Here is a 20540-nt window from a genome sequence, read left to right as displayed (position 1 = left end):
GGGTCAGCTCTCCTTCGCGATCATGGCGGCCAGGTCGTGCGCCGTGCCGCCCTGCAGGACGCGCAGCAGCGCCTGCAGCGGCACGGTGACGCCGAGCTCGCTCTCCGCCTGGCCCTTCAGCTCGACGATCACCAGGGAGTCGAGGGCGAAGTCCGCCAAGGGCCGGTCCTCGGGCACCTGCTCGACGTCGTCGAAGCCGAGGGCGTCGGCGATGCGCCGCCGTACGAACAGGGCGATCGTCTCGGTGCGCTCGGCGAGCGGCACCGTCGTGACCAGGTCGGCCCGCTGCGGCGCCTCACCCAGCCAGTGGCGGCGCCGCTGCCACGGATAGGCGGGCAGCGGGACGTCGGCGGGCGCGGCGCCGAGCACCGCCTCCCAGTCCAGCTCCAGCCCGGCGCGGTAGAGGTCGCCCAGCGAACGGTCGAGCGTGGCGGACACCGGCTGGTCGCGCCGCAGGCTGCCCACGGCCCGGTAGCGGACGCCGGCCTCCTCGAGGGTCTCGCCGAGGTCGCGCAGCAGCACCGGGTGCGGGCCGAGCTCCACGAACACCGTCACCCCGGTGGCCGCGATCGCGGACACGGCGGGCGAGAAGCGCACCGCGTCGCGCAGGTTGCGCCCCCAGTGCGCCGCGCCGAGCTGCCCCGGCCCCACGAGGGCGCCTGTGACGGTCGAGTACATCGGCACCGTGCACGGGGCCGGACGCAGGTGGGCCAGGTCGGCGGCCAGCAGGTCGTCCTGGCCGTCCAGCATCGGGCTGTGGAACCCGTAGCGGCTGGGCAGCCTGCGCACGCTCGCGCCGAGCCGCTCCGCCGCGGCGCAGACGGCCGCCACGGCCTGCCGCTCGCCGGACACCACCGTGGAGCGGGGGCCGTTGATCGCGCCGATGCCGACGCGGTCGGAGCCGATCAGGGCGCGGACCCGGTCGGGCGGCAGCGAGATGCTCGCCATCGCGCCGCCCGCCGCGCCCTCCTCCGCCCTGCGCGCCCGCAACAGCAGCACGTCGAACGCCTCGGCCCGATCGAGCGCCCCGGCCGCGTACGCCGCCGTGACCTCGCCCATGCTGTGCCCGGTGACCGCCGACGGCTCGACGCCCCAGGACCGCCACAGCGCGGCCAGCCCGATCTGCAGCGCGCCGATCGTCACCTGCGCGACCTCGGTCTCGTGCAGCCGGCCGCCGTCGGCGAGCTGCTCCAGGATGGACCAGCCGGCCAGCTCCCGTACGACGGCGTCGCACTCCGTCACCTCGGCCGCCACCACCGGCTCGCGGCGCAGCAGCTCCGTGCCCATGCCCGCCCACTGCGAGCCCTGGCCGCTGAAGACGAACGCCACCCTCGGCGGTCGGGGCGGGACTGCCGCGCCGCCGCCCTCCACCTCGTTCAGGCGGGCCAGCAGCTCGGCCGGGTCTTCGGCGGTCAGGCACAGGCGGTGCGCCAGGTGCGTGCGCCGCGTTCCCGCCGCCGCGCACACGGCCGCCGCCCGCGCCGCGTCCGCTCCGGCCAGCCGTTCGGCGTACGCCCTGGCCAGGGGGACGAGCGCGGCCGGGTCACGGGCCGACAGCGGCAGCACCAGCTTGCCGAGCGTCCCGCCCTCAGCGCCCGAGCCTGCGCCGGCCGGTGTGCCCGCGCCGACTTGGGCAGGCGTGCCGGAGCCGGCTCGGGCAGGCGTGCCGGAGCCGACGCCGGGAGTCGTGTCCGTGTCGGCGGCGCCCGGCGTGCTCGTGCCGGTGCGGGCCGGTGGTGCTTGCAGGATGGCGTGGGCGTTCGCGCCGCCGAACCCGAACGAGCTGACCGCCGCCATCGGCGCGTGCTCGCCGAGCGGCAGCCCGGTGAGCGTGGCCGGCGCGGACAGCCTGCTGCCCGTCAGGTCGATCTCCGGGTTGAGCCGGCGCAGATGGACGTTGGGCGGCACCTGCTCGTGCTCCAGCACCAGCATGGCCTTGATCAGCCCGGTGACGCCCGCAGCCGCCTCCTGGTGCCCGAAGTTCGTCTTCACGGACCCGAGCGCGCACGGCAGGGCCCCGTCCCCGTACACCTCCCGCAGCGCCTCCACCTCGATCGGGTCGCCCAGTGGCGTGCCCGTCCCGTGCGCCTCGATGTAGCTGACCTGATCGGGCCGCACCCGCGCGTCGGCGAGGGCGCGGCGCAGCAGGTCGGCCTGGGCGCGCGGGTTGGGCGCGGTGAGGCCGTTGGTGCGGCCGTCGTGGTTGGCGGCCGTGCCGCGGATCACCGCCCGCACCCGCCTGCCCTCGGCGAGCGACTCGCGGGTGAGCACGAGGACGCCGCACCCCTCGGCCCGGATGATCCCGTCGGCCGAGGCGTCGAACGTCCGGCACCTGCCGCTCGGCGCGAGCGGCAGCACCTTCTCGGTGACCAGCGTGGAGATGGGGTTGAGGATGATGTTGACGCCGCCGGCCAGCGCGATGTCGCACTCGCCCTGCCGCAGCGCCCGCACCGCGAGGTGGACGGCCATCAGCGAGGAGGAGCAGGCGGTGTCCACGGCCATGCTGGGGCCGCGCAGGTCCAGCAGGTAGGACAGGCGGTTGGCCAGCACGCTGTGGGCGCCGCCAGGTGCCGTGTAGGTGTTGATCGAGGACGGCTCGCCGTACTGGAGCGTGAGGTAGTCGCTGTTGTAGACGCCCAGGAACACGCCGGTGCCGGCGCGCTGCAGCGTCTCCAGCGGCAGCCCCGCGTCCTCCATCGCCTCCCAGGCGACCTCCAGGACGAGCCGCTGCTGCGGGTCCATCTTGGCCGCCTCGCTCGGCGAGATGCCGAAGAAGCCGGCGTCGAAGCCGTCCACGTCCGTCAGCAGCCCGGCCCAGCGGCCGTTCTCGACGCGGTCGGCGGGTTTGGGGCGGTGGCCGTCGAGTGTGTCGACCGACGGCGTGACGGCGTCCACGCCGTCACGCAGCAGGCTCCAGAACGACTCCAGGTCCGCCACGTCGCCCGGCAGGCGCACGCCCGCGCCGAGCACCGAGATCGGCTCGTGTCTGCCGCGTTCCGCCTCGGCCAGCCTGGCGCGCGTCTCGCGCAGTTGCACCAGGGCGCGCTCCAGGAGCTTGCGCTGGTCGGTCATGCCGTCCCTCCCTTCAGGTCGAGCTCCTCCGCCAGCAGCGCGGCCAGCTCGTCCTCGCCGAGCTCCGCCAGCTCGTCGGGCGTGCCCGGCGAGCCGTCCGTCGTCTGGCTTGTGTCTGGTACGGGGGGCCGCTCGTCGCCGATGCGCTGGGCCAGGCCGTCCGCCAGCGCCTCCACCGTCGGGTAGGTGTAGACGACGGTGGCCGACAGCCGCAGGTCCAGCCCGTTCTCCAGGCGGGTGCGCAGCTCCATGGCCATCAGCGAGTCGAAGCCCAGCTCCTGCAGCGGAGCTGCGGTGTCCAGGCTCTCGGGGGCCCGGCCGAGCACCGAGCCCACCTGCTCCAGCAGGAAGCGGCGCAGCACGTCCAGCCGGGCGGCGGCGCCGGTGGCGGCCAGGGCGGCCGCCTTGATCGCGCCGCGTTCCGCGCCCGCGACCGGACGGTCGGCGCTGACCTGCCCCTCCAGCATGCGGGCCAGGTCGGGGCCGAGCCCGGCCCTGCCGAACGCCGCCCAGTCGAACGCCGCCGCCACCAGATGGCTGCGGTCGCTGCCGAGCGCCTCCTCCAGCAGGTCCAGCGCGACCTCGGGGGACAGCGGCGGCAGGCCGCGCGCGGCGAGCCGCTCGACGCCGCCCGCCTCCACGGCCAGCCCAGTGCCCGACCAGGTGCCCCAGTCGATGCTCTGCGCGGGCAGGCCGAGCGCGGCGCGGTGCTCGGCCAGGCCGTCGAGGAACGTGTTCGCCGCCGCGTACGCGCCCTGGCCGGGAGAGCCGAAGAGCCCGGCCAGCGAGGAGAACAGGACGAAGTGCTCCACCGGGAGGTCCGCGGTCAGCGTGTGCAGGTTCCACGCGCCGGCCGCCTTGCCCGCCAGCGCGCGGCGCAGGAGGTCGTCGTCGATCGTGGAGATCAGCGCGTCCTCCAGGACGCCCGCCAGGTGGAACACGCCCGCCAGGTCCGCGGGGAGCGTCCTGGCGAGCTGGCCGGGGTCGGCCAGGTCGGCCAGCTCGACCCTGATCTTGGCGCCCGCTTCGCGCAGTTCCTCCAGGACTTCCCGCGCCTGCGGGCCCGGGGTGTTGCGGCCGGTCAGGATCAGCTTGCGGGCGCCCTTGTCCACCAGCCTGCGGGCGACGTGCAGGCCGAGGGCGCCGAGCCCGCCGGTGATCAGGTACGGGCGGTCGGGCCTGATGGGGGCCGGGTCGCCCGATCCTGCTGGGGCCGGTGCGAGCTTCGGCTCCAGCAGGGCGCCTTCGCGGACGCGTACCTGGCCAGGGGTGTCTTGTGCGCGCAGGGCCGTCACCAGGGCGTCGAGGTCGGCCCGTGTGGGGGAGGCGGGCAGGTCCGCGACTGCCGGGGTCAGCTCGGGGTGTTCGTTGGCGAGGACCCTGGCCAGGCCCTGCACGACGGAGCCCGCCGGGCCCGCGGTCAGCAGCCACAGGCGTGGCGGCTGGCCCAGCCAGGTGCGGCGGATCAGGTCACGTGCCAGGCCCAGCGCCTTCGAGGCGGGGGCGTGCAGCGACTCGACACCGCTCGTGGGTGGCGCGTCGTGCGGGCCGGGCTCGGTCGTGGCGTGGGCATGCGGGGCGTCCGGGGCGGCATGCGGGGCGAGGCCGGTCGTGGCGCGGGTGTCCAGGATGCCGCGCAGGCCGCCGTAGCGGGTCATCGCCTCGTCGAGCAGGTCGTCGAGGGGACGGTCGCCGCCGGTCAGGAGGTAGGGCTCGCCCGCCGCGGCCAGCCGTTCCGCCAGCCGTTCGCCCACCGAGGCGGGGCCGCTGCCGGGGACGGGGTCGGCGAGCACCAGCCAGCCGCCCCGGCCCGTGACGGCGGGGCCGGTGGTCAGGGGCTGCCAGCGCACCGTGTAGAGGCGGCCGGTCTCGGCGGGGCGGCGGCGGATGAGGCGGATGCGCAGGCCGGACACGGCCCAGATCACCTCGTCCGCCTCCGAGCCCGTCCCCGACCGCACGGTGACGTCGGCGATCAGCTCGTTCGGGCTCAGATCGCGGATGACGGCGTGGGCCGTGCCCTCCCGCGCGGCCTCACCGCCGCCGCGCGACCACACGCGCGCGGCCCCGGCGGGCAGGGGCAGGACCCCGGCGGGAAGCGCGCCGCCGGCCGCCGCCGCGACCGTGTGGAAGCAGGCGTCGAGCAGGGCGGGATGCAGCGGCGCGAGGTCCGCGCCGAGCCCGCCGGGAAGCAGGAACGTCCCGACCGCCTCCCGCCTGCTGGTGCGCAGGCCAGTCCCGCTGGACTCCTGGCCGCTGGTGCGCAGCCCGGTCCCGACCGGCTCCTGGCCGTCGGTGCGCAGGCCCGTCCCGACGGACTCCTGGCCGCTGGTGCGCAGCTCAGTGAGGCCGCGGAAGCGCGGGCCGTAGTCCAGGCCGGTCGCCGCCAGCCGCTCGTACAGCTCCCCGACCTGCACGTCACCGGCCAGGTCGGCGGGTGCGGCCGGAGGCGTGGGCGGGGCGGCGTCGCCGGCGACGGTGCCGCGCGCGTGGACGACGGGGCCGGCGCCACGGTCGGAGGTGATGACGAAGGCGAGCCGCCCCCGCTCGGACGGCCGCATGGCGAGCTGGAGCCCGGGATCGCCGTCGGCCGGGCAGGGATGCTCGAAGACGACGTCCTCCAGCACCACCGGGCCGGGCCCGGCGGCCTGGGCGGCCGTGGCCAGCCAGTAGGCGCCGGGCACCAGCGGCACGCCGTCGGCGACGTGGTCGGCGAGCTCGGGCGCGCCGCCGAGCGACAGCGGCCACAGCCGCAGCCCGGGGTCGGCGCCCACCTTGAGGCGGGCGCCCAGCAGCGCGCCCCCGTGACCTTGCGGGACGACGGCCGCGCCGGGCGTGGCGCGCAGCAGGGGGAAGCGCTGCCGGTCCCACCCGTGGGGCGGCAGAGCTACGTGGACGGCGTCGGAGTACAGGGCGTCCCAGGCGATGGGGGCGCCGCCGGTGTAGAGGTCGCCGAGGGCGCCGAGGAGGGCGCGGGCCTCGTGCTCGTCGCGGCGTACCGAGGAGATGACCTCGGCGGGCCGGTCGAGGTGGGCGGCCAGCTCGGCCACCGAGCGGGTCAGCACGGGGTGCGGCGCGACCTCCACGAACAGCTCGTGCCCGGCGGCGATGAGCTGCTCCAGCGCGGGCGAGAAGAGCACCGGCTCGCGGACGTTGCGCCGCCAGTAGGCGGGGCCCAGCTCGGGCCCGGTCGCGGGCTCGGCGGTGACCGTCGAGTACAGCGGCGTCGTCGCGGTGCGGGGGGCGAGCCCGTCGAGTGCCGCGGACAGCTCGTCCTGCAGCGGCTCGACCTGGGGGCTGTGCGCGGCGAAGTCGACGGCGACGCGCCGGGCGAAGACCCCGCGCGCCTCCAGCTCGGCGATCACCTCGTCCAGCGCCGCCGGCTCGCCGGACAGCACCGTGGCGCGCGGCCCGTTGACGGCCGCCACCGACAGCCGGTCGCGGCGGCCCGCCAGCGTGCGGTCCGCCTCCTCGGCGTCCAGCTCGACCAGCGCGAGCCCGCCCTGGCCCGTGAGCCTGGTGAGCAGCCTGCTGCGCTCGCAGACGACGCGGGCGGCATCCTCCAGCGACAGCGCGCCGGACACGTGCGCGGCGGCGATCTCACCCATGCTGTGCCCGATCACCGCGGCCGGCTCCACGCCCCACGCCCGCCACGTCTCGGCCAGCGCCACCTGGTAGGCGAACAGCGCGGGCTGGACGTGCGCGGTGCCCCGGGGGGTCAGGCCGTGCTCGTCGTCCCACAGCGACTCGCCGAGCCAGCGGCTGATCGCGGCGTCGCAGCGGCGGATCGCCGCGCGGAAGGCGGGCACGGCGTCGGCGAGCTGCCGTCCCATGCCCTCCCACTGGGCGCCCTGGCCGGGGAAGACCAGGGTGGGGCGCTGGGTGCGCCTTCTGCGGGTGGTCGTCGCGTCGCCGGCCTGCGCGATCGTGGTCATCTCGGTCGCCAGCTCCTCGGGGGAGGAGACGACCACGGCGGCGCGGTAACGGTCGTGGTCCCCGCGCAGGGCCGCCGCCGCTGCCGCCGCGGCCAGCCAGGCCGTGTCGCCCGTCCTGGTGCGCGCCTGGTCGGCGAGTGCCGCCGCGCGGCGGCGCAGGGCGGCCTGGGAGCGGGCGGAGATCGGGAACAGGTGCAGTTCGCCGCCCTTCGCCCGCTGGTCGCGGGGCTGCGGCGGCGGGGCCGACGACAGCACGACGTGGGAGTTCGTCCCGCCGAAGCCGAACGAGCTGACCCCGGCGACGGCCTGGGCCACCGGCGCCGACACCGCGGAGGCCGGCTGCGACGGTGAGGCTGGGTGGGAGGGCCAGGGTTCGGCGCGGTCCTGGACGGTGACGGGCAGGCGGTCGAGGCCGAGCAGCGGGTTGGGCTTGGTGAAGTGGACGGTCGGCGGCAGCTCGCCGTGGTGCAGCGACAGGGCCGCCTTGATCAGCCCCGCGACGCCCGCCGCCGCCTCCAGGTGCCCGACGTTCGACTTGGCCGACCCGATCCGCAGCGGACGCTCCTCAGGGCGCCCCGGCCCGAGGACCGTGGCCAGGGCCGCGACCTCGATCGGGTCGCCGACCGCCGTACCGGTGCCGTGCGCCTCGACGTAGTCGACCGTCGCCGGGTCGATGCCGGCGGCGGCGTAGGCGGCGCGCAGCACGTCCTCCTGGGCGGGGCGGTTCGGCGCGGCGAGGCCGTTGGTGCGGCCGTCCTGGTTGACGGCGCTGCCGTGGATCACCGCGTAGATCCGGTCGCCGGCGGCCAGCGCGGCGGACAGCGGACGCAGCAGCACCACGCCCGCCCCCTCGCTGCGCACGTAGCCGTTGGCCCGGTGGTCGAACGGCTTGCACCGCCCGTCGGGCGCCATCAGCCGCCCCTTGCTGAAGCTGAGCGCGATGCGCGGGCTGGTGATGACGTTGACGCCGCCGGCCAGCGCGAGGTCCGCCTCGCCGGCCCGCAGCGCCTGGCAGGCCAGGTGCACGGCGACGAGCGAGGAGGAGCAGGCGCTGTCGACGACCATGCTGGGCCCGCGCAGGTTCAGGCAGTACGACAGCCGGTTGGCGATGACGCTGAGCGCCGCGCCGGTGCCGTCGTAGGCCTCGGGCTCGGCGCCCGAGCTGAGCAGGGAGGCGCCGTGGTCGTAGGTGGAGGCGCCGACGAAGACGCCGGCCCGCGCGCCCGACAGGCCGGAGGCGGGCACGCCGGCGTCCTCCAGCGCCTCCCAGGCGACCTCCAGCAGCAGGCGCTGCTGCGGGTCCATCCGCCCGGCCTCCCGTGCCGAGATCGCGAAGAAGTCGGCGTCGAAGCTCTCGACGTCGTCGAGGAAGCCGCCCCATCGGGTGTTCATCCGGCCGGGCCGGTCGGGGTCGGGGTCGTAGAGCGCCTCGCCGTCCCACCGCTCGGCGGGCACCTCGCGGATGGCGTCCTTGCCCGCGCGCAGCGCGTCCCAGAAGCTCTCAGGACCGTCGGCGCCCGGCAGGCGGCAGCCGATGCCGACGATCGCGATCGGCTCACTGCGGGCGACGTCCCGCGACTCTTCCTGCGCAGGCTCGGGGCGTGCGTCCTGCTGCTCCTGCGTCGAGATCAGGTAGGCGGCGACCGCGTCGGCGGTCGGGTAGTCGTAGGCGATCGTCGGCGACAGCGACCGGCCGCTCCACCGTTCGAGGTCGCCCGCCAGCTCGACCGCCTGCATGGACGAGAGCCCGAGCTGGGAGAACGGCGTGTCGGGCGACAGGTCGGACACCGGCGCCGACAGCAGCTCGGCGGTGCGCCGCAGCAGCCACTCGACGGTCTCCTGGTGCGTGGTCATGACGCTCCTTCGAGCTGGAGTGCGGGCACGGCGGCCGTCAGCGCGCCGCCTTCGAAGGCGGCGCGGCAGGCGCGCCGCTGCAGCTTGCCGCTGGACGTCTTCGGCATGGTGCCGGGGGCGATCAGCACGACCTCGTCCACCTGGACGCCGTGCCCGGCGGCGACGGCCGTGCGCACGGCCGCGCGGACCTGCGCGAGCTGCTCCTCGGTGGCGTCGGGCTTGACCTCGGCCACCACGACGAGCGGCGCGTCGCCGAACGCGACCACGCAGCCGCGCCTGACCAGGGGGTGCGCCGACTCGGCCGTCACCTCCAGGTCCTGCGGGTAGTGGTTGCGCCCGCCGACGATGATCAGGTCCTTGAGGCGGCCGGAGACGAACAGCTCGCCGTCGTGCAGGACGCCGAGGTCGCCGGTGCGCAGGAACGGGCCTTCGAAGGTGTCGGTCAGGCGGGCGCCGAAGACCTCCGCGGTCTCCTCCGGCCTGCCCCAGTAGCCGTCGGTCACGTCGGGCCCGGCGAGCCAGATCTCGCCCACGTGGCCGGGCCGTACCGGCAGGCAGGTCTCCGGGTCCACGATCTCCAGCCGGCGGCGCGGGCCCGGCCGGCCGGAGCCGACGATGCGGTGGCCGCCGCCGGTGACCAGGCGGCCCTCCTGCAAGGCGTCGAGGTGCACGTCCAGGGTGACGGGGCCGCCGCCGACGGGCGAGCCGGTCGCCATCAGCGTGACCTCGGCCAGCCCGTAGCAGGGGTAGAGGGCGTTCGGGTCGAGCCCGTGCGGCGCGTACGCGGCGGTGAACGCCTCCAGCGTGCCGGCCCGCACCGGCTCGGCGCCGTTGAACGCGGCCCGCAGGCTGCTCAGGTCGAGGCCCTGCCGATCCTGTACGGGCACGCGCCGCACGCACAGCTCGTAGGCGAAGTTGGGTCCGCCGGACACGGTCGCCCGGTACTTGGTGATGGCCCGCAGCCACCGGGCCGGCTGTTGCACGAACGCCAGCGGCGGCATGAGCACGGCCTCGCAGCCCGCGTACAGCGCGAGCAGCACGTTGCCGATGAGGCCCATGTCGTGGAAGAGCGGCAGCCAGCTCACGATGACGGAGTCCTGGCTGAAGTCGCCGATCTCGTGCAGCAGCCGCTCCTGCGCCAGCAGCGCGCGGTGGCTGACCATGACGCCCTTCGGCGAGGCGGTGGATCCCGAGGTGTACTGCAGGAACGAGATGCCGGACGGGTCGGCGGGCACCGGCGGGAAGCCGGCCCGTGACTCGTCGACCTCGTCGGCCCCGATCCACGTCAGCGCCGCGATCTCGGGTGAGTTGTCGCGGATGTAGCGCTCGTACCCGTCGGGTCCGGCGAAGAGGACCGCCGCGGGCGCGCAGTCCTGCGCGATGGCCCGCAGGTTCGACGTGCCGCGCCGGGCGTCGAACGGCATCGGCGGATAAATGGGGACGGCGATGACCCCCGCGTACTGGCAGGCCAGGAAAGCGCGGATGAAATCGGCCGAGTCGGGTGCCAGGATCAGGGCGCGATCGCCCGGCGCCGCGTGTTCGGCGAGCCGGGACGCGAGCGCGCGAACCTCCAGTTCGAGCTGGGCGAAGGTGAGCGAGTGGGATTCACGCTCGCCGTCCGGGAGAAAGCGGTAGACGACTTTGGCGGCGTTCTCCCGGGCCCGGAAAGCGACTAACTCCCCGAGGGTCTCTGCAAAGGGAATCATGCGGAGTAATGTAACCAGGCCGGGAAACGATGAGAATGGCCTTGATCCGGACGTGATCGGGCTTTGATGAGGGCCTGACGGGAGCCTGAGGGAAATGCGGCACCGTATAAGCGTGACGATTTCCATAAAAGCAGTCTGGACGGATTTCGGCGGGGTGCTCACGCCGCCCGTCGGTGAGACGTTCAGCGCGTTCTGTGCCAAGACCGGGCTGCCGCCTGACCCGCTGCTGATCGCGGTCGCGAACGTGACCGCCCGCTACGGCACCGACGACTTCATGCTGCCGCTGGACACGCCCCTGGTCACCGAGGACGAGTGGCTGCGGCAGATCGCCGCCGAGCTGGCCACGCAGGGCATCGAGGCCCCGATGATCAGCTTCGCCGACGCCTGGTTCGACGGCCGGCGCACCAACGTCGAATGGCTCGCGCAGCTCCACCGGGTACGCGAGCGGGGGCTGTTCGTCGGGATGTTGTCGAACATGCCGCCGGCGTGGGAGGAGCACTGGCGGCGGATGGTCCCCCCGGAGGGCGTCTTCGACGACGTGGTCAACTCGGCGCAGGTCGGCTGCCGCAAGCCCGACCCGGAGATCTTCCAGCTGGCCGCGCGCCGGGCGGGCGTGCCGGCGGCGCAGTGCGTGCTGATCGACGACCTGGCCAAGAACTGCGAGGGGGCCAGGGCCGCCGGGTGGCAGGCGATCGAGTTCGCCGAGGCGGGCGCGGCGGCCGAGGAGCTGGACGCGCTGCTCGGCCAGTCGCGAGTGACCTCCCCTTAGGCGCTGGGGTCAGTCGAGCTGGGCGTCGCCATAGGCCACGTCCTCGTGGGCGAACCTGCGCAGCGCGCTGAAGACGACGTCGCCGAGCGCCGTCCAGACCACGGCCGTCTCGAGGATCGCCTCGGGTTCGGAGTCGGTGATGAGCTGGCCCAGCTCGGCCTCGGCGACCTCGCGGGCGGCCCTGGCGTAGATCTCCAGCAGCTTGAGCTGGTCGGTCTTGCCGAGCCGGTGCAGGGTGGCCAGCGCGGAGGCGAGCGTCAGGCGGGCGGGGTTGGTCGCGCGAACGTTCCAGCCGAGCCGCTCGATCAGCTCCTCGGTCTCCTCCTCGGCCGCCTTCCACGCCTCGTCCTTGACCACTTTGGGGCTGACGGTCATGGCGAACTGGGCCTTTCCGGCCTGGTCGATGAGGCTCATGCCGGGGGCGTCCATCTTCTCCAGGACGTCGCGGGTGGCGGCGACGCTGAGCCCGCCGACCTCCAGCAGCGCCCGTACGAGCCGGAGCCTGCGGACGTGCTCGTCGGTGTATTGCGCCTGGTTGTAGCTGGTGCGCTCGCCGGGGGACAGGAGACCTTCGCGCAGGTAGTACTTGATCGTCGGCACGGGCACGTCGGCCCTGCGGCTCAGCTCCGCGATGCGCATGGTTCCTCCCCTTCCGCCCAACTCGTACCCACGAGCTGGCCCTTGCCAACCCATCGAAAAGGATAGTAGACAGTTCTCGTATCCATTTTTCGACCGGCCTGGGAGTTGATCGTAATGGACTACCGACCACTTGGTCGGACTGGCTTGAAGGTAAGTCCGATCTGTCTCGGCGGGATGATGTTCGGCTGGTGGGGCGAGAACGGCCCCGAAGAGACCGGAAAACTCATCCAGCGGGCCCTGGACGCCGGGGTCAACTTCATCGACACGGCCGACGTCTACGCGAACGGTGAGTCCGAGGAGCTGATCGGCCGGTACCTGGCCGAGAGCGGCCTGCGCGACGAGGTCGTGCTGGCCACCAAGGTCCACGGCCAGATGGGCGAGGGCCCCAACCGCGGCGGCAACAGCCGGGCCTGGATCATGCGGGCCGTCGAGGACAGCCTGCGCCGTCTGCGTACGGACCGGATCGACCTCTACCAGATCCACCGCCCCGACCCGTCCGTCGACCTCGACGAGACGCTCGGCGCGCTGACCGACCTGGTGCGCGCCGGCAAGGTGCGCTACATCGGCTGCTCCACCTTCCCCGCCCACCGCGTCGTGGAGTCGCACTGGGTCAGCGAGCGGCGGCAGCGGGAGCGGTTCGCCAGCGAGCAGCCGCCGTACTCGATCCTGGCCCGCGCGGTCGAGGCCGACGTGCTGCCGGTGTGCCGGGAGTACGGCATGGGCGTGCTGGCGTGGAGCCCGCTGGCGGGCGGCTGGCTGTCGGGCAGCTACCGCGAGGGCGCCGAGCTGCCGCAGAGCAGGCGTTCCGTGCTGCTGCCCGCCCGCTACGACATGGCGCTGGAGGAGAACCGGCGCAAGCTCGCCGCCGCCGAGCGGCTGGCCGTGCTGGCCGAGCAGACGGGCATCTCGCTGGTCCAGCTCGCGCTGCAGTTCGTCATGCAGCACCCCGCGGTGACGGCGGCCATCATCGGCCCGCGCACCATGGACCACCTGGAGAGCCACCTCCAGGCCCTCGACGTCACGCTGACGTCCGACGTGCTGGACGCCATCGACGAGATCGTGCCGCCAGGGCTGACGATCAACGCCGCCGACACCGGCTGGCGGCCGCCCGAGCTGCTCGAACCCGCCCTGCGGCGCCGAGGGCAGCCCCGATGACCACGACGACCGCCCCCGTCGCCACGACAGAACGGGCGACCGTGCGCGAGGACCTCGTCACCGTCCTCTGCGGCACCCTCATGATCTCCGGCCTGGCCATCGACGGCTGGGCGCACAAGAACGTCATCGACACCCTGGAGGGGTTCTTCACCCCGTACCACGCGGTGCTCTACCTCGGTTACGGCCTCACCGCCGCCTGGACGTTCCGGCTGGCGTACGTGCGGCGCGACCGCCACCCGCAGTGGTGGCGCGACGGCTGGCCGGAGGGCTACCGGCTGGGCGCGATCGGCGCGCTCGTCTTCTTCGCCGGCGGGTTCGGCGACATGATCTGGCACCAGACGATCGGCATCGAGATCGGCCTGCTGCCGTCCTTCAGCCCGACGCACATCATCGCCACGCTCGGCGGCATCATCCTGGGCACCAGCCCGCTGCGCTCCTGGTGGGCGTCGGGGGAGGGCGGCCTGCGCGCGGCGGCGGGCGTGGCCGCCATGACGTACGCGGTGATGGGCATGCTGGTGCTGCTCAACTACGGCGCGTCGATCATGACGATCGCGCCGACCCGCCCCTACGAGCCCGTGCTGGGCGACTACGGCGGCATCATCGACACGCCGGACGAGTTCCTCGTCGTGCAGGGCGTCTTCAGCTACCTGATCACCACGCTGCTGGTGGCGATCCCGCTGCTCATGATGCACCGGCGGCGCGCCACCATGTTCGCCGGCACCGCGCTGATCCTCGGGGTGGCGATCAGGCTGATGGTGATCAACGAGTTCCCGCAGCCGCATCTCGCCGTCGCCGCGGGCGCGGTGGCCGCGGCCCTGCTCGCCGACGCCCTGCTGGTGCGTCTCGACGCCGTACGCGGGCCGGCGGCGGTGCTGCGGCTGCCCGTGGCCGGAGCGCTCTACTCGGGGCTGGTGTGCGCGGGCCAGCTCCTCGGCCTGCATCTCGCGGCGGGGGTGCGCTGGTCCCCGGAGATGTGGGCGGGGACGGTCGTGCTGACCGTGCTGCTCGGCGGCCTGCTCGGCATGCTCGCGGCCCGGCCACTTGTTTATCGATAGTGGAAAGCTCTACTATCGGTATCTGGATCACCTCGTCGAGGGAGAGATGATGTTTGCGACCATCGGCCGCTTCGTAGTCAGGCGCCGAAGTTGGGTGTTCGTGGCCGCGATCCTGTTCGTCGTCCTGGGCGGCGTCTGGGGCTCGGGTGCGGGCGGCGTCCTGGGCGGCGGCGCCGGGCTCGACAACCCCCATGGCGAGTCCTCCCAGGCCAACAGCCTGCTCGCCGGCACGCTCGGCCGGCACGTCGCGGACGTCGTGGTCATGTACGAGAGCCAGACCATGTCCGTGGACGACCCGGGGTTCAAGCAGCAGGTCGAGGCGGTCGTCGCCAAGCTGCCCAAGGACTCCTACGAATGGGTGGAGAGCTACTACTCCACCGGCTCCACCGACTACGTCTCGCAAGACCGGCACAAGACCTACGTGGCCCTGCAGCTCCCCGGCGCCGTCGAGGAACAGCAGGTCGTCGTCTACAACAAGATCCTGCCGCTGTTCGACGCGCCGGACCTCACCGAGCGCTTCGGCGGGCTGACCGCCGTCGGCCAGCAGTTCAACGCGATCAGCAACCGCGACCTGGCCAGGGCGGAGCTGCTGTCGTTCCCGCTGCTGATCATCCTGCTCCTGGTGGTCTTCCGCAGCCTCGTCGCCGCGTCGCTGCCGCTGGCCATCGCCATCCTGGTGGCGGTCGGGTCGCTCGTGGTGCTGCGCATCGTGGGCGGGCTGGTCGATCTGTCCACTGCCGCGATCAACGTGGTGGTGATCCTGGGGCTGGGGCTGGCCACCGACTACGCGTTGCTCATCGTCAACAGATTCAGGGAAGAGCTGGCCGCCGGGCGCGAGGTCGAGGACGCTGTCGTACGGGCGACCGCCACGGCCGGCCGCACCGTCGCGGTCTCCGGCATCACGGTCGCGGTCACGCTCGGCGGCCTGATCGTCTTCCCGTCCCGGTTCCTCACCTCGCTGGCCTACGCGGGCGTGAGCGTGGTGCTGTTCGCCGTGATCAGCGCGCTGACCGTGCTGCCCGCGCTGCTGTCGGTGGCCGGCCGCCGCATCGACTCGCTGCGCATCCCGCTGCTCGGACGGCGCCGCCCCGAGGCCGAGGGCACCCGGTGGTACCGCACGGCGCACCGCGTCATGCGCCGCCCGGTCACCGTCGTGGTCGGCATCACCCTCGCGCTGGGCGCGCTGGGCGTGCCGCTGCTGAGCGCGGTCTGGACGCGGCCGGCCGAGTGGGCGCTGCCCGCCGACACCGACAGCGTCGTGGTGACCAGGCAGCTCGCCGAGGAGTTCCCGTACGACCCGACGAAGGTGATCAGCACGGTCGTGCGGATGCCCGGCCCGGCGGACACGCCGGAGGCCAAGGCGCAGCTCGACGCCTTCGCCCAGCGGCTCGACCGGATCGAGGGCGTCGACCGCGCCCAGGTCACCGGCACCGAGGGCGACCTGGCCCGGATCACCCTGGGCTACTCCCTGTCCCCGTACGGGCAGGAGATCAGGGACGTGGTGGTGAAGCTGCGGGCCGAACCGCCGCCGCCGGGCGCCACCGCGCTGTTCGCCAACCGGCCGGCGGCGATCGTGGACATGCTCACCATGATCGGCAACGGGTTGCCGTGGATGTTGCTCATCACCTCGGTGGTCACGTTCGTGGTGCTGTTCCTGGCGTTCGGATCGGTCACGCTGCCCATCAAGACCGTGCTGATGAACCTGCTCTCCTTGTCGGCCGCGTTCGGCGCGATGGTGCTGATCTTCCAGGACGGGTTCCTGGCGGGGCCGCTCGGGTTCACGGCGCCGGGGTTCATCGACGCCAACATGCCCGTCATGATCGCGGCGATCGCGTTCGGCCTGGCCATGGACTACGAGGTCTTCATGCTGGCCAGGATCCGCGAGCACTACCTGGCCTCCCACGACCCGGTGGAGTCCGTGGCGGTCGGCGTGCAGCACACCGCCCGCATCGTGACGGCCGCCGCGCTGCTGCTCGGCGTGGTGGTGGGCGCTTTCGTGATCACGAACGTCACCGTGCTGAAGATGATCGGCGTCGGGGTGGTCGTGGCGCTCGTGGTCGACGCGACCATCGTGCGCGGGCTGCTCGTCCCGGCGTCCATGAAGCTGCTCGGCCACTGGGCGTGGTGGTCGCCGCGGCCGCTCGCCCGCTGGTGGGAGCGGCACGGCATGCCCGAGCCCGAGCAGAGCGTCGTCACCGTGACGCCACCCCTCCCTGTCCCTGATTCGGCCGTCCGGAACTGACGCCTTTCCGAGCTCGTCCACCTGTGCGCAGGTGGACGGGCTCTCTTTCATGATTGGAAACATCAAGGACATAAAGATATCGACAATCTTCATATTAGAATTGCATTCGGAGTATTGCCCCGCCGATGACGTTTTGGCTATTCTTCTTTATGTACAGGCTTACGTTCGCTAGTTGAATTGCCAATTGTAGAACGGTGGGCTGAACAGGCAATGGGAACGAAATCTCCATCGTTAGCGCATGGATGGAACGGGGGGTTCCCCAGGCCGGCGGGGATCAGGATCGTGATCGTCGACGAGCACACGCTGCTACGCGAGGTCCTGGGAGAGGTGCTGCTGGCCGAGGACGACTTCTGCGTGCTGGCGGACTCGGCGGACTTCGAGTCGTCCGTCGCGTTGATCGCCAGGACCAGGCCGGACATCGTACTGATCGACATCGACAAGCCGCACGGCAGCCCCGGCGGGGTGGTGCGGCGGCTGCGGGAGGCCTCGCCGCGCTCGGTCGTGGCGGTGCTGAGCATGTACGACGACGCCCGGATCGTGCAGGAGATGATCAGGGCCGGGGTGCGCTGCTACCTGCACAAGGGCATCACACGGCGGGACCTGGTGGCATCACTGCGAAGCGTGGCGGGGGCCGGCGAGCAGGTGACGCTGACGGTGCCGCACGGCACGATCGCCAATCTGGACGCGGACACGGGGCCGCTGTCCAGGCGCGAGAAGGAGGTCATCACGCTCGTGGCGGCGGCCATGAGCAACCGCCAGATCGCCACGCACCTGTCGGTGACGGAGGGGACCGTCAAGCGGCATCTGCGCAACATCTTCCACAAACTGGGCGCCGTGTCGCGGATCGACGCGGTCAACAAGTACCAGGCCCTCGGTGAGTCCGCCACCTATCCCTGGTCTGCCGCACGAGTGTAGATAGTGGTAAGCTTAACTATCCATACTCAGGGAGGCCGCGGTGCGCACATTCCTGATCGCGGGCGTCGCCAGCTTCATGGCGGCACTCGACACCCTCGTCGTGACCACGGCGCTGCCCACGATCCGGGAGCAGTTCGGCGCGTCGCTGGAGAGCATGGAGTGGACGGTCAACGTCTTCACCCTCTGCTACGCCGTCTTCCTGCTGGCCGCCGCCGCGCTGGGCGACAGGTTCGGCAGGAAACGCGTGTTCGTCCTGGGCCTGGTGCTGTTCACCGGCTCCTCCGCGGCTGCCGCGATGGCGGGCTCCATCGGCATGCTGGTGCTCGCGCGCGCGATCCAGGGGCTCGGCACCGCCATGATCATCCCGCTGGCGCTGACGCTCCTGGTCGGCGCCACCCGGCCCGAGCGGCGCGGCGCCGCGATCGCCGGGCTCGGCGGCATGGTGGGGCTCGGCATCGCGCTCGGCCCCTGGATCGGCGGCGCCGTGGTGCAGCTCGGGTCGTGGCAGGCCGTGTTCTGGATCAACGTGCCGGTCGGGCTGGTCCTCGTGCCGCTGGCCGCGCTGCTCCTCGCCGACGGCGGCCGCACCCAGCGGCGGCTCGACGTGCGGGGCGTCCTGCTGCTCATGGCGGGGCTGTTCGGGGTGGTCTACGGGCTGATCCGCAGCGTCACGCTCGGCTGGTCGCACGTCCAGGTGCTGCTGCCGCTCGCGGCCGGCGTGGCCGTCCTGGGAGTGTTCGCCTGGTGGGAGCGGGTGGCCGCCGAGCCCGTCCTGCCGCCCCGCCTGTTCCGCAGCCGCGGGTTCACGCTCTCCAACCTCGCCTCCACGCTGGTGCAGGGCGGCATGCTCGGCGCGGTGTTCCTGCTCACCCAGTTCCTGCAGGTCGTCCTCGCCTACGGGCCGCTCGACGCGGGCGTGTGCACCCTGCCGTGGACGTTGCTGCCCGCCCTCGTCGCCCCGCTGGCCGGCGTCTTCGGCGACCGGTTCGGGGTCAGGCGGCTCATGGTGGCCAGCGCGGTGTTGCAAGGGGCGGCGCTGGCCTGCTTCGCCGTGGTGGTGGCGCCCGCCGTGCCGTACTCGCTGCTGTGGCCCGGCATGGTCGTGGCCGGGGCCGGCATGGGCCTGTTCTACGCGGTGGCGGCCAGGCAGCCGCTCGACTTCGTCGCACCCGCCGAGGAGGGGCTGGCCGCCGGCGTCAACAACGCGATGCGGCAGATCGGCATCGTGATGGGCGTGGCCGTCCTGGCCGGGGTGTTCGCCGCCACCGGCGGGTACGGCACGCCGGCGCTCTTCGTCTCCGGCCTGCGCGCCTCGCTGTGGGTCGGGGTCGCGATCCTCGGCGCGGCGGCGGTCGCGGCCTGGCTCGTCCCGGCCGTCGCCGCGCGCCCCGGCCCCCGCTCGCAGCCCCTCGCCACGGCGGCGAGCGGCGACCCGTCGGTGCAGCCGCTGGCGCCGTGAGCGATTGCGGTCAGTTGTCGCCGACCATTCTGGCGGCCTTCAGATCGGCCCAGATCTGCCGGGCGGGAATGATGCGCGAGATGAGCGTGACGGTGAGCACCAGCGCACCGCCGCAGAGCACCGCGGTCGGCAGCAGGCCCGTTATTCCGTGCAGTTCCAGCGCCGCCCGGTGAACCTGGGCGGGGATCAATCCCAGCGGGCCGGTGATCTGGGTGAGATTGATCAGGAGCGTCGTCCAGAAAGCCCAATTCGAGCCGCGCAGCGCGAACATGCCGAGCGTGTTTCCGAGCACGTAGTAGGCGGTGATCACGCGTAATTGGGCGACGAAGCCCGAGGCCTCCACCGTCGCCCTTCCGGCCAGGTGCAACGACAATCTCACGGTCTCTTCGTTGATGATCAGCCAGCCCTGGAGGATGGCGCAGATGGCGAAGACGAAAGAGCAACCGAAGGTGCAGAGTTGCAAGCGGTTGCTCCATAACAAAGGGATGCCGCCGGGCGCCGGAGTCATGCCACGCACCTTTCTCGGGCGCCCTGGAGCGACGCGTTTACGAGGGTTTCAATTTAGCATTTCCGGGAGATCGGGTAAAAGGTGTTCAGAAATGAATTGAGCCACCGCCGGGGTCCGGTGGTGGCTCAAAGAAGTCCTGGTTCACCCGGGAAGGGCCGCACCCGTCCAGAGCGTGGCGGCAGCCTTATAGATACCGGCCAGCTCGCCGTCGAAGTACGGCGACAGGCTCGTGTCGTAGCGCTGGTCGGCGTCGGTGTCGGTGACGCTGAGGGTCAGGCCGTTCAGGTAGCCCCTGCCGCTGGCCTCGTCGTAGCGCAGCAGCCAGGAGGAGCCGAGGGAGCCCGCACCGGTGAACGGCGAGTCCACGGCGAGCAACTCCTCGCCCTTCACCTCCGGCGCGATGGCGGTGACGGGCAGGCCGCTGGACGTCTCAAGGGTCTCGCCTGTGTACGGCCGCTGTCCGTCGGGGTGCGGGCCGGCCGGATAGCCGAAGACCTCGACCGTGGACCCCAGCGGCTGGTTCCAGGCCAGGCCCTGGCCGCCGACGTTGTCGCCCAGCCTGCCGAAGTTGGCCAGTTCGCCCGTGGCCGAGGAGACGACGCCGCCGTAGACGTTGACGAAGGCGTAGTCGCGGTCGTAGTCGCCGTAGACGTCGAAGTCGTAGTGGCCGAAGACCTGCTTGCCGACGTAGAGGCCGGACGGGGCGGCGCCGTCGGCGTAGCCGGGCACGAAGACCCACTTGCCGAGCCGGGAGCCCGGGGTCTCGGTGTCGAACACGCAGTGCGCGGCGGTCGCCACGACGTTGCGGTACTGGGACTGCACGGAGGTTCCCGTGCACCAGTGCGGCAGGCCGTCGGCGCCGAGGAAGAACACCTTGCCCGAGGTGGCGGCCTCGCCTGTGACGGGCGCCATGGGTGAGACGGAGCCGGGCTTGGTGTCGGGTGTGACGCCGCCGCCCTTGGTGATGATCTTACTGACGGCGGTCTGGACGTCGTAGGGGGTGGCGGCCGTGAGGTTGGCGCCGTTGTCGCTCAGCCAGAAGGTCGCCACCTCGGCCGCGGCTGTCTGGGAGGCGGCCAGTGGGGCGGTCACCACGTTGTCGGCGGCGGCCGGGGACGGGGTGGCGAGGAGGAGGGAGGCGAGCAGGGGAATGGATAAGAGGGCGGATGTTCGACTTCTCATGCGATCCTCTCGGGAGGGGCGAATGCGTCTCGGTGATGATTCGAACATGTGA

At 72.7% G+C, this 20540-nt stretch carries 12 protein-coding genes; 6 read left to right on the top strand and 6 right to left on the bottom strand.

Translation table 11 applies throughout. From position 1 onward, the window contains the following. Positions 1–3: 3 nt before the first annotated feature. From ABD331_RS22585 to ABD331_RS22575, 3 genes are read right to left on the bottom strand one after another with little or no spacing between them, the layout of a single operon-like run. A complete protein-coding gene (locus ABD331_RS22585) occupies positions 4–3072 on the bottom strand; it encodes a type I polyketide synthase (protein WP_344477878.1) in 3069 nt (1022 codons plus the stop codon). After that, the gene (locus tag ABD331_RS22580; RefSeq protein WP_344477876.1) at positions 3069–8858 is read right to left on the bottom strand and encodes an SDR family NAD(P)-dependent oxidoreductase; all 5790 of its coding nucleotides are present in this window, start codon (positions 8856–8858) and stop codon (positions 3069–3071) included. Before ABD331_RS22580 ends, ABD331_RS22585 begins: the two co-directional genes overlap by 4 nt. Continuing rightward, positions 8855–10564 carry a fatty acyl-AMP ligase gene (locus tag ABD331_RS22575; RefSeq protein ID WP_344477874.1) on the bottom strand — a complete coding sequence of 570 codons (1710 nt, stop codon included), beginning with the start codon at positions 10562–10564 and terminating at the stop codon, positions 8855–8857. The genes ABD331_RS22580 and ABD331_RS22575 overlap by 4 nt, the downstream gene beginning before the upstream one ends. Positions 10565–10676: 112 nt before the next feature. Between ABD331_RS22575 and ABD331_RS22570 the strand changes: the two genes are divergently transcribed. Next, positions 10677–11333, top strand: coding sequence for an HAD family hydrolase (locus ABD331_RS22570; protein WP_344477872.1), 657 nt, complete (start codon positions 10677–10679; stop codon positions 11331–11333). A gap of 9 nt (positions 11334–11342) precedes the next feature. Here ABD331_RS22570 and ABD331_RS22565 read toward each other — a convergent pair whose 3' ends face one another. After that, positions 11343–11972, bottom strand: coding sequence for a MerR family transcriptional regulator (locus ABD331_RS22565; RefSeq protein ID WP_344477870.1), 630 nt, complete (start codon positions 11970–11972; stop codon positions 11343–11345). Between the two features lie 144 nt (positions 11973–12116). Here ABD331_RS22565 and ABD331_RS22560 point away from each other — a divergent pair, with 144 nt between their 5' ends. From ABD331_RS22560 to ABD331_RS22540, 5 genes are all read left to right on the top strand, one after another. Further along, entirely contained in the window at positions 12117–13127 is a 1011-nt protein-coding gene (locus ABD331_RS22560; protein ID WP_344477868.1) for an aldo/keto reductase, read from the top strand. Beyond that, positions 13124–14182, top strand: coding sequence for a hypothetical protein (locus ABD331_RS22555; RefSeq protein WP_344477866.1), 1059 nt, complete (start codon positions 13124–13126; stop codon positions 14180–14182). Before ABD331_RS22560 ends, ABD331_RS22555 begins: the two co-directional genes overlap by 4 nt. A gap of 49 nt (positions 14183–14231) precedes the next feature. After that, entirely contained in the window at positions 14232–16424 is a 2193-nt protein-coding gene (locus ABD331_RS22550) for an MMPL family transporter (RefSeq protein ID WP_344477864.1), read from the top strand. A 282-nt stretch (positions 16425–16706) separates the two neighbouring features. Then, a complete protein-coding gene (locus ABD331_RS22545; protein ID WP_344477863.1) occupies positions 16707–17339 on the top strand; it encodes a LuxR C-terminal-related transcriptional regulator in 633 nt (210 codons plus the stop codon). Positions 17340–17379: 40 nt separating this feature from the next. Further along, positions 17380–18798 (top strand): DHA2 family efflux MFS transporter permease subunit, encoded by a 1419-nt coding sequence (locus tag ABD331_RS22540; RefSeq protein ID WP_344477861.1) that lies wholly within the window; start codon positions 17380–17382, stop codon positions 18796–18798. 10 nt (positions 18799–18808) lie between these two features. Here ABD331_RS22540 and ABD331_RS22535 read toward each other — a convergent pair whose 3' ends face one another. After that, entirely contained in the window at positions 18809–19306 is a 498-nt protein-coding gene (locus tag ABD331_RS22535; protein WP_344477860.1) for a hypothetical protein, read from the bottom strand. Positions 19307–19447: 141 nt separating this feature from the next. Beyond that, positions 19448–20488 carry a trypsin-like serine peptidase gene (locus tag ABD331_RS22530; RefSeq protein WP_344477859.1) on the bottom strand — a complete coding sequence of 347 codons (1041 nt, stop codon included), beginning with the start codon at positions 20486–20488 and terminating at the stop codon, positions 19448–19450. Between the last annotated feature and the right edge of the window lie 52 nt (positions 20489–20540).

The organism is Nonomuraea monospora (assembly GCF_039531895.1).
In the GTDB taxonomy this organism is placed as follows: domain Bacteria; phylum Actinomycetota; class Actinomycetes; order Streptosporangiales; family Streptosporangiaceae; genus Nonomuraea; species Nonomuraea monospora.
Note: the sequence above shows the minus strand (reverse complement) of the source record. Positions and strands in the feature narration are given on the sequence as shown.